General features: G+C 72.7%; 11 protein-coding genes and 1 pseudogene. 5 read left to right on the plus strand and 7 right to left on the minus strand.

Features of this window, described 5'->3' with window-relative positions:
- The first annotated feature begins 50 nt into the window (after positions 1–50).
- Entirely contained in the window at positions 51–1,022 is a 972-nt protein-coding gene (locus ACFWEP_RS02375; protein ID WP_387364242.1) for an acyl-ACP desaturase, read from the plus strand.
- 46 nt (positions 1,023–1,068) lie between these two features.
- Here the strand turns inward: ACFWEP_RS02375 and ACFWEP_RS02380 are convergent, their stop codons facing one another.
- The gene (locus tag ACFWEP_RS02380; RefSeq protein ID WP_387364245.1) at positions 1,069–4,467 is read right to left on the minus strand and encodes a hypothetical protein; all 3,399 of its coding nucleotides are present in this window, start codon (positions 4,465–4,467) and stop codon (positions 1,069–1,071) included.
- Between the two features lie 178 nt (positions 4,468–4,645).
- On the opposite strand from ACFWEP_RS02380, the gene ACFWEP_RS02385 reads away from it, so the two are divergent.
- Positions 4,646–5,539 (plus strand): chitosanase, encoded by an 894-nt coding sequence (locus ACFWEP_RS02385; protein ID WP_387364248.1) that lies wholly within the window; start codon positions 4,646–4,648, stop codon positions 5,537–5,539.
- 67 nt (positions 5,540–5,606) lie between these two features.
- Here ACFWEP_RS02385 and ACFWEP_RS02390 read toward each other — a convergent pair whose 3' ends face one another.
- Both ACFWEP_RS02390 and ACFWEP_RS02395 read right to left on the minus strand, forming a co-directional pair.
- Positions 5,607–5,861, minus strand: coding sequence for a WhiB family transcriptional regulator (locus tag ACFWEP_RS02390; protein ID WP_387364251.1), 255 nt, complete (start codon positions 5,859–5,861; stop codon positions 5,607–5,609).
- Positions 5,862–5,944: 83 nt separating this feature from the next.
- Positions 5,945–6,736, minus strand: a complete 792-nt coding sequence (locus ACFWEP_RS02395) for a VOC family protein (RefSeq protein ID WP_387364254.1) — start codon at positions 6,734–6,736, stop codon at positions 5,945–5,947.
- Between the two features lie 278 nt (positions 6,737–7,014).
- Between ACFWEP_RS02395 and ACFWEP_RS02400 the strand changes: the two genes are divergently transcribed.
- Positions 7,015–9,192, plus strand: coding sequence for a DEAD/DEAH box helicase (locus tag ACFWEP_RS02400; protein ID WP_387364257.1), 2,178 nt, complete (start codon positions 7,015–7,017; stop codon positions 9,190–9,192).
- Positions 9,193–9,208: 16 nt separating this feature from the next.
- Here ACFWEP_RS02400 and ACFWEP_RS02405 read toward each other — a convergent pair whose 3' ends face one another.
- Both ACFWEP_RS02405 and ligD read right to left on the minus strand, forming a co-directional pair.
- On the minus strand, positions 9,209–10,402 hold the full coding sequence (locus ACFWEP_RS02405) for an ABC transporter permease (RefSeq protein ID WP_387364260.1): 1,194 nt from the start codon (positions 10,400–10,402) through the stop codon (positions 9,209–9,211).
- Positions 10,399–11,427, minus strand: a complete 1,029-nt coding sequence (ligD, locus tag ACFWEP_RS02410; RefSeq protein WP_387364262.1) for a non-homologous end-joining DNA ligase — start codon at positions 11,425–11,427, stop codon at positions 10,399–10,401. Before ligD ends, ACFWEP_RS02405 begins: the two co-directional genes overlap by 4 nt.
- A gap of 76 nt (positions 11,428–11,503) precedes the next feature.
- On the opposite strand from ligD, the gene ACFWEP_RS02415 reads away from it, so the two are divergent.
- Positions 11,504–12,568, plus strand: coding sequence for an ATP-dependent DNA ligase (locus ACFWEP_RS02415; protein WP_387364265.1), 1,065 nt, complete (start codon positions 11,504–11,506; stop codon positions 12,566–12,568).
- A 135-nt stretch (positions 12,569–12,703) separates the two neighbouring features.
- Here the strand turns inward: ACFWEP_RS02415 and ACFWEP_RS02420 are convergent.
- Positions 12,704–12,988, minus strand: a pseudogene (locus ACFWEP_RS02420) (DUF1330 domain-containing protein); the annotation flags it as partial.
- Positions 12,985–13,344: a nuclear transport factor 2 family protein gene (locus ACFWEP_RS02425; protein WP_387364268.1), complete on the minus strand. Its 360-nt coding sequence runs from the start codon at positions 13,342–13,344 to the stop codon at positions 12,985–12,987. The pseudogene ACFWEP_RS02420 and the gene ACFWEP_RS02425, both read right to left, overlap by 4 nt.
- 141 nt (positions 13,345–13,485) lie before the next feature.
- On the opposite strand from ACFWEP_RS02425, the gene ACFWEP_RS02430 reads away from it, so the two are divergent.
- Complete coding sequence (locus ACFWEP_RS02430) at positions 13,486–14,286, plus strand: helix-turn-helix domain-containing protein (RefSeq protein ID WP_387364271.1); 801 nt, start codon at positions 13,486–13,488, stop codon at positions 14,284–14,286.
- Positions 14,287–14,629 lie beyond the last annotated feature (343 nt).

Genomic DNA, 14,629 nt, shown 5'->3' on the forward strand with positions numbered 1-14,629 from the left:
ACACGTAACCTACGAAGCCGTAGGTAAATCTCCCGTCCCCAGGAGCCCCCGTGACGATCACCTCTCCCCACCTCGGCAGTTCGAAGGCGTGGACCGACGCCCAGCTGCTGTACGCGCTGGAAGAGGTGGTGGAGAAGGAGCTCAACCGCCATCTCAAGGTCGCCAAGGACTGGATGCCCCACGAGTACGTGCCGTTCTCCGACGGCCGGAACTTCCCGGGCGTCTTCGACGACGGCGAGGCGTGGGCCCCGGACCAGTCGAAGGTCACGGACATCGGCAAGATCGCCCTCGTGGTGAACCTGCTGACCGAGGACAACCTCCCGAGCTACCACCACGAGATCGCCTCGCTCTTCGGCCGCGACGGCGCCTGGGGCACCTGGGTGCACCGCTGGACGGCCGAGGAGGGCCGCCACGGCATCGTGATGCGCGACTACCTCCTGACCTCGCGCGCGGTGGACCCGGACAAGCTGGAGCAGTTCCGGATGGCGCACATGGCGGAGGGGTTCGAGTCCGACAACCGGCACTCGATGCTGCACTCCGTCGCGTACGTCGCCTTCCAGGAGCTGGCCACCCGCGTCTCGCACCGCAACACGGGCCACCAGTCGGGCGACCCGGTCTGCGACCGGATGCTCGCGCGCATCGCCACCGACGAGAACCTGCACATGGTGTTCTACCGGAACCTCCTGGGCGCCGCCTTCGAGCTCGCCCCGGACCTCACCATGCAGGCCGTCCGGGACGTGGTCGTCAACTTCCGGATGCCCGGACACGGCATGCCCGGCTTCGAGCGGGCCGCCGCGCAGATGGCGATCGGCGAGATCTACAACATGCGCATCCACCACGACGACGTGATCCAGCCCGTGCTGCGCTACCTGAAGGTCCTGGACATCGACGGGCTCGGCCCGGAGGGACTCCAGGCGCAGGAGGAGCTCGGCCTGTACATGGGCGGCCTGGACAGCGAGGCGTCGAAGTTCGACGAGAAGCTCGCGGCCCGCAAGGCCCGGATGGCGGCGCGCGGGCGCTGAGGCCCGCGTACCGGCCGCCGCCGGTACGCCCCTCCCGCGCCGGGCCTCACTCCGGCGCGGTCCACTCCTCGTACGCGGCGTCCCGGACGTCCGCCGCCGCGTGCTGGCGCAGTATCCGCAGCTGGGTGCGCCAGGGGGCGGTCCACTCGGTGCGCCGGCCGCCTGCCACCGTGAGCGCGACGGCGAACAGCCCCTGCGCGGGGTCGCCGCCCCTCGCGCTGAACCGGCCCGCCACCGTGAGGAGGACCTCGGGGTCCCCGCCTCCGTACCGGCGCGCGTTCACGAGATGGCCGAGGAGGGTGCGGGCGGTCCTGGCGGCGAGTGCCGGCCGCCCCTCGTGCAGGGCGGCGAGCCGGACGAGGCCCGCGTGCAGCCGGTCCGCGTCGGTGTACGCGTCGATCGCCCGGACCAGCAGGGCGGCGGCCTGCGGGACGGTGTCGCGATGTCCTGCGAGGCGGTCCGCCGCACCGACGAGCAGGGCGCGCTCCGCCTCGGTCGGCGGTGCGTACTTCCCGGACAGCGCCCGCACCATGTGGACGAGGCGCTGGCGGCCCGGCCGGTCACGGTCGGCGCCCGCGTCGTCGGCCGTGTCGTCGGTGGCCAGCATGGTGAACGTACGGTTGAGGGCCTCGGCCGCCTCGGGGCTCGCCGCCGCCACGGCGGTGAGGGCGTCGGCCGCGGCCGTCCAGCCACCCCGGCGGTCGAGGTCGGTCACTGCGGCGAGCAACACCTCGCTCGCCCCGGGAGCCCAGGGCAGCCACTGGGCCAGCGCCCGGTGGGCAGCGGCGGCCTGCTCGGGATCCGCGGCGGTGCTCACCTCCTGGACCAGCCGGGCGAACCGGGCCCGGTGCCGTTCCGGCAACCCGGCGGGGATGGTGCGCAGCACGGCCCCGCGCAGCACCGCCGTGTCGCTGCCCGCCGCGTCGGCCAGCACCTTCCAGATACGTTCCGAGCCGAGCAGCCGGGGCGCGACGGCGACGCAGGCGGCCCGTACGTCGGGGTGCTGGCCGGGTTCGGCGTAGGCACCGGCGACCACCTCGGCGGCACGCTCCAGGGGCAGCCGGGCGGCGGCGAGGCGCACCATCTCCTTGCGGCTGGTGACCTTTCCGGTACCGGGCGCGGTCCGCGCGGCCAGCACTCCGGTCAGGCGGGACGGGCGGACGTACCGCGTCACCCCGCTCGCCGCGAAGGCGGCGACCCGTGCCCGGTCTCCGCCGACGTGGGCGAGCAGCTCCTCCAGCGCGTCGGCCGGGCGGTCGGTCCGGGCCAGGGCGGTGAGAGCCGCTTCGGCCAGGACCACGTCCGGGGAGGCGGCCCTCGCGCGGAGGGCGGCGGTACCCGCTCCCGGTACGGCTGCCAGCCGCGCGACGGCCGCGACCCGGGTCCACTGCGGCAGCAGGGCGTCGTCGGCCGTCCTCTCCAGTCCGCGCAGGGCGGCCTTCTGCTGCCGGGGCACCCAGCGCACGGTCTCGCGTCCGACCGGCACCGTGCGGTCGGCCTCGCGGGTGGCGAATCTGCCGGACGGCACCGGTCCGCCGAGCACGCCGTCCAGCAGATCGGTGCGCCGGCCGGCGACGGCCCGCCACACGGCCGGGATCACGACGGCGGAGCGGTCCCGGCCCAGAACCTCTTCGACGCGCGTGTCGCGGGGCCCGGGTCGTGCCAGGTACAGGGTGATCGCCGCGCGCGCGGTGGGGGCGTCACCGTAGAGGACGGCCTGGCGGAGGAGTTCCTGGAGTTCGGCCATGCCGTCGGCGCGGCGCCCGACCGCCCGGGCCAGTGCCAGGACGAGCCCGTAGTCGGACTTCTCGGCGCCCGCCTCCAGCCAGGTGCGCAGCGCTTCGAACACCTGGTGTTCCTGGCCCCTGCGCAGGGTGCGGTCGAGTCGTCCGAGGTCGGCGCCGCCGGTGGAACCGGAGAGCCGGACGAGGGTGCGCAGGGACCAGCTGACGAGTGTCCGGCTCCCGGTGACGGCGTGTTCGCGCAGGACGGTCACGGCGAGCGAGCCGAGCGCGGAGCGGGTGGCGGCGGAGGAGTCGCGGGCCTCGACGGCGTCGGTCGCGATCCGGTCGAGGAGCGGCTCGGACGCGGCGGTGAAGAGGGCGGGCGGGGTGTCGAGCAGGGCGCGCAGCGCGGCGGTGCGCACGGGTTCCTGTTCGTTGCGCAGTCGCCCCATGTCGTCGAGTACGGCGTGCACGGTGGCGGGTTCGCCGGAGCGTCCCGCATTGCGGACCAGCAGCCGCCAGGCCGTCGCCCGGTCGTCGGCGGCCGGTCGCCGGACGGCGGTGAGCAGGCGTTCGCGCACCTCTTCGGCGGGCAGGTAGGACTCGGCGAGCAGAACCGTGTCCCAGGGTTCGCCGTGTTCGCGGGCCCAGGCGGCCATGCGCCGGGCCGTCGCGGCGACCCGTCGGCGGGGAAGTGCGTCGAGCACGGCGGAATCGACGGGGATACCGGCGGCCCCGGTGCCGTCCGGGTCGGTGACGGACGCGTGGAACGACTCCCGCCGGCCGGGGGGCAGGGCGCGCAGCAGCCGCGCGAGGGTGGCGGAGTCGTCGCCGAGGACCCTGCCGAGTGCGACCAGCCGCCCTTCCGGCGCGGTCCGGGCCAGCCGTTTCAGCAGGGTGGTGCTGAGGACGCCGTGGCGGTGGAACTCGGTGCGCCCCGGGCCGAGGAACAGGCCGGTGAAGCGTCCCGGGTCGGCGGTGACGAGCGGGCCGAGGCTGCTGTGGAGGGCGGCGGGGAGGCGGGCGAGCGGGTATTTCTCCAGCAGATCGAGGACGCGGTACGGGAGTCGGTCGGCCGCGGCCGCGACCGCTCGGTCGTGTCCGTGCTGCTGCCACCAGGGGGCACGCAGGTCCTCCGGAAGTCCGGCGAGTTCACGGTCCGCGTGGTCGAGGAGGGGGCCGGGGTGGCGCCGCCCGAGCGAGGACCAGCAGGCGAGGGCGTGGAAGAGTTCCGGCAGGAGCGCCGCCACGACCTCGGGTGAGCAGCCGGGCAGTATCCGGGCCGCCTCCGCGTCGCCCCAGGTACGGCGCAGGGAGACGACCAGCCGGTCGGCCAGTCCGGTCCGGCGCCCCGCGACGACCGCCCGGATCAGCTGGAGCCTTACGGCGGCCGGGGCGTCGGCCATCGCTTCCTCGAACACCGCGTCGGGCATGCCCAGCCCGTCCGCCACCCGCAGCGCCTGGCCCCGGACGAAGGGGTCCTCGTCGGCGATGCGCCGGCCCACCCACTCCCGGTCGCCGCCCATCGCCGCCGCGAGGACCGCGACGCCGCGTTCGTACGGGTCGCCGTCCTCCAGCTCCTCCAGCACCGGCCGCAGGTCACCCGCATCCACCAGCCGCCGCACACGGTCCGCCAGTTCCCGCATGCGGGCGGGGTACGGAAGCGGGTCGAGGCTGTCGAGCAGGGCGCAGGCCAGTACCAGCGGCCGGTTGTCGGTCATGGGGGGATTCTGCCGTGCACCGCCGAGGATCGGGCCACGGTTTTACCGAACGTGATCAGAGGGTGGTCGGGAGGGCGGGGCGGACGCTTCGGGAGGATTACCCCACACATGCGGCCCCGGTCACCCCGGGTCAGGGGTGACCAGTGGGTTTCCTGTGAGCCGCCCTACACTGTGCGGCGTGAAACCTGCGATACGTCTCGCCGTCATCGGCGTCCCGGTCATCATCGTCCTCTCCCTGGTCTTCGGGGGTTCCGGCGACGAACTTCCCTCCGACACCGGGCAGCCGTCGGCGAGCAACGAGAAGCAGTCGGCGGCGGACCTGCGCGCCGAGGAGGACGCGGAGATCGCGGAGCAGCCTCCAGGGCTCGCCGATCCGGCGATGAAGGAGATCGCGTCGGAGCTGGTCTCCAGTGCGAACAGCGCCACGCTCGACTGGCAGAGCCGGTACGGCGCGATCGAGGACACCGGGGACGGTCTGGGCTACACCGCCGGAATCGTCGGTTTCTGCTCGGGCACCAGCGACATGCTCGACCTCGTGGAGCGCTACACCGCCGGGCACCCGGACAATCCGCTGGCGCCCTTCCTGCCGGCACTGCGCAAGGTGAACGGCTCCGGGTCGCACGAGGGACTGGACCCCGGGTTCACCGACGCCTGGAAGCTGGCCTCCGAGGACCAGACGTTCCGCGCGGCACAGGAGGAGACCCGCGACCGCCTCTACTTCGAACCGGCCGTCCGGCAGGCGAAGCTCGACGGGCTGGGACCGCTCGGGCAGTACATCTACTACGACGCGATGGTGCTGCACGGACCCGACACCAGCAAGACGGGCTTCTACGGCATCCGGGAAGCGGCCCTGTCGGACGCCGACACGGTGGCCGAGGGCGGTGACGAGGAGGAGTACCTCGACATCTTCCTGGACGCGAGCAGGAAGGCGATCCTGGCGAAGCGCACCGGGCGCGACACCTCCCGGATCGACGACATGCAGATGAGGTTCCTCGACGAGGGGAACTTCGAGTTGACCGCCCCCCTGGAGTGGCGGATGTACGGGAAGACCTTCCGTATTCCGGCCGCCTGAGGGCCCCTCACGGGAGTGCCGCGATTCCCGCCGCTCCCGTGGCTTCCCCGCTTCCCGCCCGCTCCGGTCAGGCGCTTTCGCGGCCGGAGCGGCGCAGCCGGTCGCGTTCGTTCTCCGACAGCCCTCCCCAGACGCCGAAGCGCTCGTCGTTGGCGAGGGCGTACTCCAGACACTCGACCCGGCCCTCGCAGGCGAAGCAGAGCCGCTTCGCGTCGCGGGTCGAGCTGCCGGGCGCGGGAAAGAAGAACTCGGGACCGGTCTGGGCGCACAGGGCCGTGTCCTGCCAGGCCAGTGCGTCCTCGGTGGTGGTGTTCGTCAGCATGCGCCCAGCATGCCGTCCGTCAATAAACATCCGTTGAACGTCCACTTCTGGCCACGCCCGCCGCCGACGCGGAACGTGGACGTTCAGCCCATCGGGGCGGGCTTGATGACGGCGAAGGAGGCCCCGTACGGGTCGTCGACGTTGGCCATCACACCGACCTGCTCCACGTCCATCGGCCCCAGGGTGACGGTCCCGCCGAGGCGGACGGCGTCGCCCAGTACCGCGTCGACGTCGTCGACGTGGAAGTACGGCAGCCAGTGCGGTCCCGACCGGGCTTCGCTCGGCACCTCGTCCAGGCCGACCAGGCCGCCGAAGAACGCCTCGTCGCCCTTCGTGCCTGCGGGCCGGACCATCGTGTAGGTGCCGCCGGGGAAATCGGTGGCCTCGCTGTCCCAGCCGAAGACGCTTCCGTAGAACGTCTTCGCCGCCGCCACGTCCGGGGTGTAGAGCTCGGACCAGATGAGCGTGCCCGGCACCTGGGTCGCGCCGAGTCCGGGGTTCTGCTTGGGCTGCCAGCTTCCGAAGTAGGCGCCCGCCGGGTCCGTGAAGCCGCCCATCCGGCCGTACTCCAGCACGTCCATGGGCGCGAAGGGTACGTTTCCGCCGCCCGCCTCGACCGCGCGGGCGGTCGCGTCCACGTCGGGCGACTGGAAGTACACCGACCACGTCGGCTTGGCCTGCTCGTCGGTGACGGTCATCGCCCCCGCGACGGTCCGGCCGTCCAGGGTGTACATCCCGTAGCCGCCGGTCTCGGGACCGCCGGGGACCAGCTCCCATCCGAAGAGGCCGCGGTAGAAGGTGGTCGCCCCGTCGAGGTCGGGCGTGCCCAGGTCGATCCAGTTGGGGGCGCCGGGGCCGAAGGTCGGGTCGAGCATGGCGCTGCACTCCTCCAGCAGGGCCCGTTGCCGCCCCGCTTGACTCGTCGGTACAGGTCGTGGACGTGCTCTCGCGCAGGGGCATCCCTGGCTTTTCGAGTCTGCCACCGGTGGCCGGACGTCGCAGTTCCGGGAGCGGCCGACCGGTCGCGGAACTCCGGGGCACGATCCGGACGGGGCGGTGCTGTCCTCCCGTCACCCTGCCGTGGGACCATGGGGCCTCGTCGCGACCCTGGGATTCGGTGCGACGGGCGGGGCGGTGGGACAGAGGGACGTACATGCCACAGGACGACGCGACGGGCGCCAGGAAGACGGTCCGGCCGCTGCTCGCGGACGCGGACGTGCTGCTGGCGGCGGCCCGCGCGGTGCCCGCCGACCACGACCGGGCCCTGGAGTCCGTACGCTCCGTGCTCGATCCCCTCATCGGTGCCCTGGCCGGCCGGGAGCTGGACGCGATCCCGGTCGCGCGGCTCCGCGACGTGACGGAGGGACGGCTGCGCATCACCGCCTTCGAACAGGCGGGGTTGCGCACGGTCGGCGCGGTGCACACGGCGAGCCGGTACGAACTCCGAAGGCTGCCCGGGGTGGGGGCGCAGACCGCCGACCAGGCGCTGGCCGCCGCCGAGCAGCTCGCGCACGCGGTCCGCGACACGATCGCGGTACGCCTCGACGCGGACGCGCCGGACCCCGCCACCACCGCGCTGGTGGTGGCCCTGCACCGGCTGGTCGAGGCGGGCCCCGACACGCGGCGGGCCCGCGAGGCGGCGCTGCGCCTGATCGGGCGGCTGGAGGAGGCCCTGGCCGCGGCGGCGCCGGCCAGGGGGCGGCTGCGCCCCCTTTTCCTCGGCAGGGAGACGCGCGGCCGGGTCGCGTCGGCGGTGGAGACCGTACGCGCGGTGCTGGCCGAGGCCGAGGAGCAGCGCCTCCCGCTCCTTTTCGGCCAGGTGTCCGTCGATCTGCTGCGGGCCCCGGAGCCGGACGCGGCGGCCTGGGTCGACTTCGAGCTGCGGCCGGCGGAGTACTACGGGCTACTGGCCGAGCTGTCGGGAACGGGGCCGGACCGGGACGCCGCCGAGGGGTTCCTGCCGGCCACCATCGCGGACCGGGTACGCGGACTGCGGCTGGACGACACACGGTTGCGGGTGTCGCTGCGCGGCTACCAGTCGTTCGGGGCCCGGTTCGCGCTCACCCAGAAGCGGGTGGTGCTCGGGGACGAGATGGGTCTGGGCAAGACGGTCCAGGCCATCGCGGCGCTCGCGCACCTGGCGGCGGGCGGGGAGCGCCACTTCCTGGTGGTGTGCCCGGCGAGCGTGCTCATCAACTGGACCCGGGAGATCCGCGCCCGCTCCACGCTGAGCGTGCTGCCCGTCCACGGCCCCGACCGGGAGGACGCGTTCGCCCAGTGGCGGCACTCAGGCGGGGTCGCGCTCACCACCTTCGACGCGCTCCACGCCCTGCCGGACGCGGGAACCGCGGTGCGGCCGGCCATGCTCGTCGTCGACGAGGCGCACTACGTGAAGAACCCTGCCACCCGCAGGTCGCGGGCGGTCGCCGGGTGGGCGGACCGGGCCGAGCACGTCCTCTTCCTCACCGGCACCCCGATGGAGAACCGGGTGGCGGAGTTCCGCAGTCTGATCCGGCTGCTCCGCCCCGAACTCGCGCCCTCGGTCGACACCACGCACGGCGCCGCCGGTTCGCTCGCCTTCCGCCGCGCGGTCGCGCCCGCCTACCTCCGGCGCAACCAGGAGGACGTCCTGACCGAACTGCCCGCCCTGGTCCGGGCGGACGAGTGGGTGGAGTTCAGCGAGGCGGACCTCGGCGCCTACCGCGCGGCGGTGGACGACGGCCACTTCATGCGGATGCGCCGGGCGGCGTATGCGGTGCCCGAGGCGTCGGCGAAGCTGGCGCGGCTGCGGGAGCTCGTCGCCGAGGCCGCAGGGAACGGGCACAAGGTGGTGGTGTTCTCGTACTTCCGCGAAGTGCTGGCGACCGTACGCGCGGCCCTCGGCGACGGGGTGTTCGGGCCGTTGGCCGGAAATGTCGCGGCGGCGCGCCGCCAGGAGCTGGTGGACGCCTTCGGGGCGGCGCGGGGCCACGCGGTGCTGCTGAGCCAGATCCAGGCGGGCGGCACCGGGCTGAACATGCAGGCTGCCTCCGTGGTCATCCTCTGCGAGCCGCAGATCAAGCCCACCCTGGAGCACCAGGCCGTGGCCCGGGCGCACCGGATGGGTCAGATACGCGCCGTCCAGGTGCACCGGCTGCTCACGGCGGACAGCGTCGACCAGCGGATGATGGCGCTGCTGGCCCGCAAGGACCGGGCATTCGACGCGTACGCCCGGCGCAGCGACCTCGCCGAGGCGGTGCCCGAGGCCGTGGACGTGTCGGACGGGGCGCTGGCCCGGCTCATCGTGGAGGAGGAGCAGTCTCGCTTCGCGGCGGGGGCCGTCTCCGACTGAGCTCCGCGACGGGCGTTCAGCCGGATGCCGCCGCGTGCTCGGGCTCCTTCGGCCGGCCGCCGGGGTGGCGGTGGCGCCAGGTCCAGAACACGGCGCAGGAGACGAGGGCCCACACGCCGAGCACCAGATAGGGGAAGAGGAACTGGTGGCCGTGGTAGTAGACGGCGGTGTGCTGGGCGTTGACGGAGGCGCCCGGAGGCAGCCAGCGGCCGATGTGCCCGAGCAACGACGGCAGCAGTGGCCAGGAGACGGCGCCGCCGGACGACGGGTTGCCGAGCAGCACCATGACGCCCCAGGTCGGGAGCATCGCCCAGCGCCCGATGAGGGTGTTGAACATGGTGAACACCATGGCGCAGGTGAACATCGTGTAGGCCAGGATCAGCCAGGACTGGAGGAAGGGCAGGTCCAGTGCCCCGAGCCCCCAGTCCACCACGGCGGCGATGGCGAACCCTCCGAGCAGCGCGTGGGCGACGGTGAAGAGGATGCGTTCCAGCGGGTTCAGGCTGCGGGCGTGGACGCTGAGCTGGATGGCTCCGACGAAGCCGAGGATGACGGCGGCGAGCGAGATGTAGAAGAGCGCGAGTCCTCGGGGGTCGCCGGGCTGGAGGGGCTTGACGTCGCGGACGGTGACCGGAACCCCGACCGCCTTGCCCACCTTCTCGCCCGCCTCGGCGAGGAGCTGGGCCACCGAGGCGCCGGAGGCCCCCGCGACGTCGAGGTGCACCCGGTCGTCGTCGGCGCGCAGGATGGTGAAGACGCGTTGCTCCTGGAGCGCTTCGTCGGCCTCGGCCATCGTGTCGTACTCGTGCAGGACCAGGGAGGCGTCCAGGGCCTTCTCCATCCCCGCCACGAACGCGGTGCCGCGCGGCGGAGCCGGCTGCCCGATCACGGCGGCGGGGATCCGGTGCGGGGTGGGGTTGGCCATGGCGTACGTGTACGAGCCGGCGAAGAGGCCCGCCGCGGCGGCGAGGATGAACAGCAGCACGGTCGCGGGGAAGTACGGCGATTCCTTGAAGGCGTGCCACTTGTCGCGCGGGGTGGAGGGCCTGCCGTGGGCGCCGTGCGGGGCACGGCCGGACGCGGGGGTGGCTCCCCCGGCATGGTCGGCGGTGGCTCCCCCCGCGCCGTCGGGAGTGGCTCTCCCGCCGTCGTCGGGAGTGGCTCTCCCGCCGTCGTCGGCGCCCTCCGGCGGCGTGCTCTCTCCGCTCACGCGTCGGTCTCCGGTTCGTCGTCGTGCCGGGCGCGGCTGGGCTGCACGCGCTTGGGTTCGCCGGGCATCTTGGGGTACTCCGGCGGATAGGGCAGGTCGCCGTGGCCGTGTTCCCGCTCGTCGCGCGCGGCGAGTTCCAGCAGCAGGTCGAGGCGGAAGGCGTGCTGGTCCATGTCGGCGTGGACGTCGCCCACCTTCGCGTACCGCTGGGGCATGGTCCTGATGTCGAAGTCCCGGGGCTCGGCGTCGTCGATCTCCTCCCAGCGCAGTGGGGCGGAAACGGGCGCGTGCGGGAAGGGGCGTACGGAGTAGGCGGAGGCGATGGTCCGGTCGCGGGCGGTCTGGTTGTAGTCGACGAAGATCCGCTCACCGCGTTCCTCCTTCCACCAGGCGGTGGTGACCCGGTCCGGCATCCGCCTCTCCAGTTCGCGGCCCACGGCGATGGCGGACCGGCGGACCTCGGTGAAGGTCCACTCGGGGACCAGCGGCACGAAGACGTGGATGCCGCGTCCGCCGGAGGTCTTGGGCCAGCCGCGCAGCCCGTGCTCCTCCAGGACGATGCGGAGTTCGTGGGCTGCTTCGACGGCGTCGGCGTAGTCGGTACCGGGCTGGGGGTCGAGGTCGATGCGCAGTTCGTCGGGGTGGTCGGTGTCGGTGTTCCGTACCGGCCAGGGGTGGAAGGTGAGCGTGCCGAGGTTGGCCGCCCAGAGGACCGCCGCGAGACCGGCGGGGCAGATCTCGTCGGCGTGCCGGCCGCTGGGGAAGGAGATGCGGGTGGTGGGAATCCAGTCGGGCACGTTCTTCGGCGCCCGCTTCTGGTAGAAGAATTCGCCCTCGACCCCGTCCACGAAGCGCTGGAGGGTGGTGGGCCGGTCGCGCAGTGCGCGGGTGATGCCGTCGCCCACCGCGAGGAAGTACTCCGCCACGTCCCTCTTGGTGTAGCCCTTCTCCGGGAAGTACACCTTGTCGGGGTTGGACAGCCGCACCGGCCGTCCGTCCACGTCGAGTTCCACCGCAGCTCCCATGTCGGCCACCGTAGGCCGGGTACGCAAATGCCGCATATCGAATGACGGGCGGTGGGGTTCAGCGCAGAATCGGACCATGGACCTGCCGGTGATGCCTCCCGTGAAGCCGATGCTCGCCAAGTCCGTCAAGGCGATCCCGCCCGGCATGCAGTACGAGGCGAAGTGGGACGGCTTCCGGGCGATCGTGCACCGCGACGGCGACGAGGTGGTGATCGGCAGCCGTACCGGCAAGCCGCTGACCCGCTACTTCCCGGAGCTGGTCCCGGCGGTCCTGGAGTCGCTGCCGCCGCGCTGCGTGATCGACGGGGAGATCGTCCTCGCCCACGGCGGGCGCCTCGACTTCGACCGGCTCAGCGAGCGCATCCACCCGGCCGAGTCCCGGGTACGGACGCTCGCCGAGCGGACCCCCGCGTCCCTGGTCGCCTTCGACGTACTGGCCCTGGACGACCTGTCGTTGCTGGACACCCCGCAGGCCGACCGGCGCACGGTACTCGAGACGGCGCTCGCCGGCGCGGTGCCACCGGTCCACCTCGCCCCGGCCACCACGGACCGGGAGGTCGCGCAGCGGTGGTTCGACCAGTTCGAGGGCGCGGGTCTGGACGGGGTCGTCGCGAAACCGCTCGACCTTCCCTACCGGCCGGACGCCCGCGCCATGTTCAAGATCAAGCACGAGCGGACCGCCGACTGCGTGGTGGCCGGCTACCGCGAGCACAAGAGCGGCCCGGTCGTCGGTTCGCTCCTGCTGGGGCTGTACGACGACGCGGGCGCACTCCAGCACGTCGGCGTCTGCGCCTCCTTCCCGATGAAACGCCGGGCCGAACTGGCCGAGGAGCTGGCGCCGTTGCGCACCGGCGCCGCCGAACACCCCTGGGGCGCCTGGGCGAACGCCGAGGCGCACGAGGGTGCCCGGCTGCCCGGGGCGCCGAGCCGCTGGTCGGGGAAGAAGGACATGTCGTGGGTGCCGCTGCGCCCGGAACGGGTCTGCGAGGTGAGTTACGACCACATGGAGGGCGACCGGTTCCGACACACCACGCAGTTCCGTCGCTGGCGCCCCGACCGCACCCCTTCCGGCTGCACCTACGGGCAGTTGGAGGAAGTGGTGCGGTACGACCTCTCCGAGGTGCTGTCGGGGACCGCGTGAGCGTGCGCGCGGGCCCGACGTGATCCCGCGCCCGTCGAGCGACCGATAACCCTGTTGAGGAGAACGGGCGTTGCCGGGCGGGGACAGCTTTCGGACCTTGTCGGCGGCACGGTAGTCGTCCGGCACCCCCTCGACCAGCGCGATCTTCGAGGTCGCGTGTCCGGTGCGGAGCGGAAGGATCTCCTGGTAGCCGGGCGACTCGTACCAGTCCTGCGCGGCGGCCGGATCGGGGAACTCCAGGATGACGATGTCGCCGTCCCACTCCCCCTCGTGCGGGACGATCCGTCCACCGTGGACCAGGAAGCGGCCACCGTACGGGGCCATCGTGGACTCGATGCGGGCGATGTACTCGGCGATGGCCGGGCCGAGTTCGACGTCTCTCAGGTAGCCGATCATGTATCCGCGGGACGCCGTCGTCATGCCGGCACCTTGTCCAGGAATCCGCGGACGTCCTGGATCTTGCCGGACTCGTCCAGCACCAGGACGTCGAACCCGATCGCCAGCGGTTCGGCTCCCGGGAGTCCGAGGCCCCAGCGGAACCGCAGCTGCCGGTGGTGGGCGTCGGCCTCGCCGACCTGGGTGAACACCAGCCCCGGAAACTGCTCCCGGGCCCCGTCCACGACCGCCGCGATCCCCTCGTGGCCAAAGACCTCGGCCAGCGGGTCGGTGTACGTCACCTCGGGCGACCAGTACGCGGAGAGCAGCTTCGCCCTCTCCTCCCCGCTCGAGTTCCAGGTGGCCAGGTACTGCTGGACCGTGTCCGGGGTGGCTGCCATGTCCTTCTCTCCGTTCGTCGGGACCGGCGGACCGTCTCCGTCCGGTTCGGCCGATGCCCAAAATCCTGGCCCGGCGCGGTCGGTCGATCCATGACCTCGGAGGTCATGGCGCTCCGGACGCCGTCTCCTAGACTCACGGACATGAGGATCGCCACCGAAGAACCGCCGCCCGGCGCGCTGTTGCGGATGTGGCGCGAGCGACGCCGTTTCAGTCAGCAGGAGTTGTCCAACCAGTCGCGCGTCTCCACGCGGCACCTCAGTCGGGTGGAGACCGGCCGCGCACACCCGACGCCGGAGATGATCGCGCATCTCTCCGAGAGCCTGGATGTGCCGCTGCGGGACCGCAACCGCATCCTGCTGGCAGCCGGTTACGCGCCGCGCTACCGGGATCTCCCCTGGGACGACGTGTCGATCGAGGTGGTGATGGACGGCCTGCGTCAGCTGCTCGACGCGCATGCGCCCTACCCCGCATTGCTCTTGGACGACCACTGGGACATCGTCGACGCCAACGCCGCGGCTGGTCGCCTGCTGACCGGGTGCGCGCCCGAACTGCTGGAGCCCCCGGTCAACGTGGTCCGGGTCTGCCTGCATCCGGGCGGGCTGGCCGACCGGATCGGAAATCGTCAGGAGTGGGGGAGCCATCTGCTCCGGCAGGTGAGACACCGCGCCGAGCGCACCCACGACCGACGCCACCAGGCGCTCGCCACGGAGATCGCCGGGCTCCTCGACGGAACCGGCGCCGCCACCCCGTCCACGGGACCGGTGGTCACGCTCGCCATCGACGTGGAAGGGACCCCGCTCCGGTTCTTCAGCACCTCGGCCACTCTCAGCACGGCGACCGACGCCGCCCTGGAAGGGCTGCACCTGGAGACGTTCCTGCCGGCCGACGAGGAAACCCGACGCCATTTCGGCGCCGGCGACCGGCACACCCTTCCGGCGTGAACGGCCGGGCCGCCGTACGCCGGGCGGCGCGTGCGGGGATGGCTCTCTCGGCAAGGCGAAGCACCCGGCAGCGTGCGTGTGCTCCCCGCGCGTGCGGGGATGGCCCCCAGGGGCTCACCGACACCGGTCCGATCGCCATGTGCCCCCGCGCGCGGGTACGCCCCCAGGGCGAAGGGCCTAGGTCCCTGAAGCGCTGTTCGCGGTGCTCATCGGCGGCCGCGGGCAGCGCTGGACGCACGAGCCGGTGCTGGTACGCGCCACCCCTCCAGTCGCAGAGTTGAACACGTTCAATAAGTCTGACAAGGTATCTCTCCACGGCCCACTCCTATCGGTTGGCCGATAT

It is taken from the genome of Streptomyces sp. NPDC060198 (genome assembly GCF_042728415.1).
Taxonomy (GTDB): Bacteria; Actinomycetota; Actinomycetes; order Streptomycetales; family Streptomycetaceae; genus Streptomyces.

Coding starts and splice junctions, on each gene's coding strand:
- ACFWEP_RS02400 (WP_387364257.1), top strand. CDS start 7,015: ATGCCACAGGACGACGCGACGGGCGCCAGGAAGACGGTCCGGCCGCTG.
- ACFWEP_RS02395 (WP_387364254.1), bottom strand. CDS start 6,736: ATGCTCGACCCGACCTTCGGCCCCGGCGCCCCCAACTGGATCGACCTG.
- ligD (WP_387364262.1), bottom strand. CDS start 11,427: ATGGGAGCTGCGGTGGAACTCGACGTGGACGGACGGCCGGTGCGGCTG.
- ACFWEP_RS02390 (WP_387364251.1), bottom strand. CDS start 5,861: ATGCTGACGAACACCACCACCGAGGACGCACTGGCCTGGCAGGACACG.
- ACFWEP_RS02425 (WP_387364268.1), bottom strand. CDS start 13,344: ATGGCAGCCACCCCGGACACGGTCCAGCAGTACCTGGCCACCTGGAAC.
- ACFWEP_RS02380 (WP_387364245.1), bottom strand. CDS start 4,467: ATGACCGACAACCGGCCGCTGGTACTGGCCTGCGCCCTGCTCGACAGC.
- ACFWEP_RS02415 (WP_387364265.1), top strand. CDS start 11,504: ATGGACCTGCCGGTGATGCCTCCCGTGAAGCCGATGCTCGCCAAGTCC.
- ACFWEP_RS02430 (WP_387364271.1), top strand. CDS start 13,486: ATGAGGATCGCCACCGAAGAACCGCCGCCCGGCGCGCTGTTGCGGATG.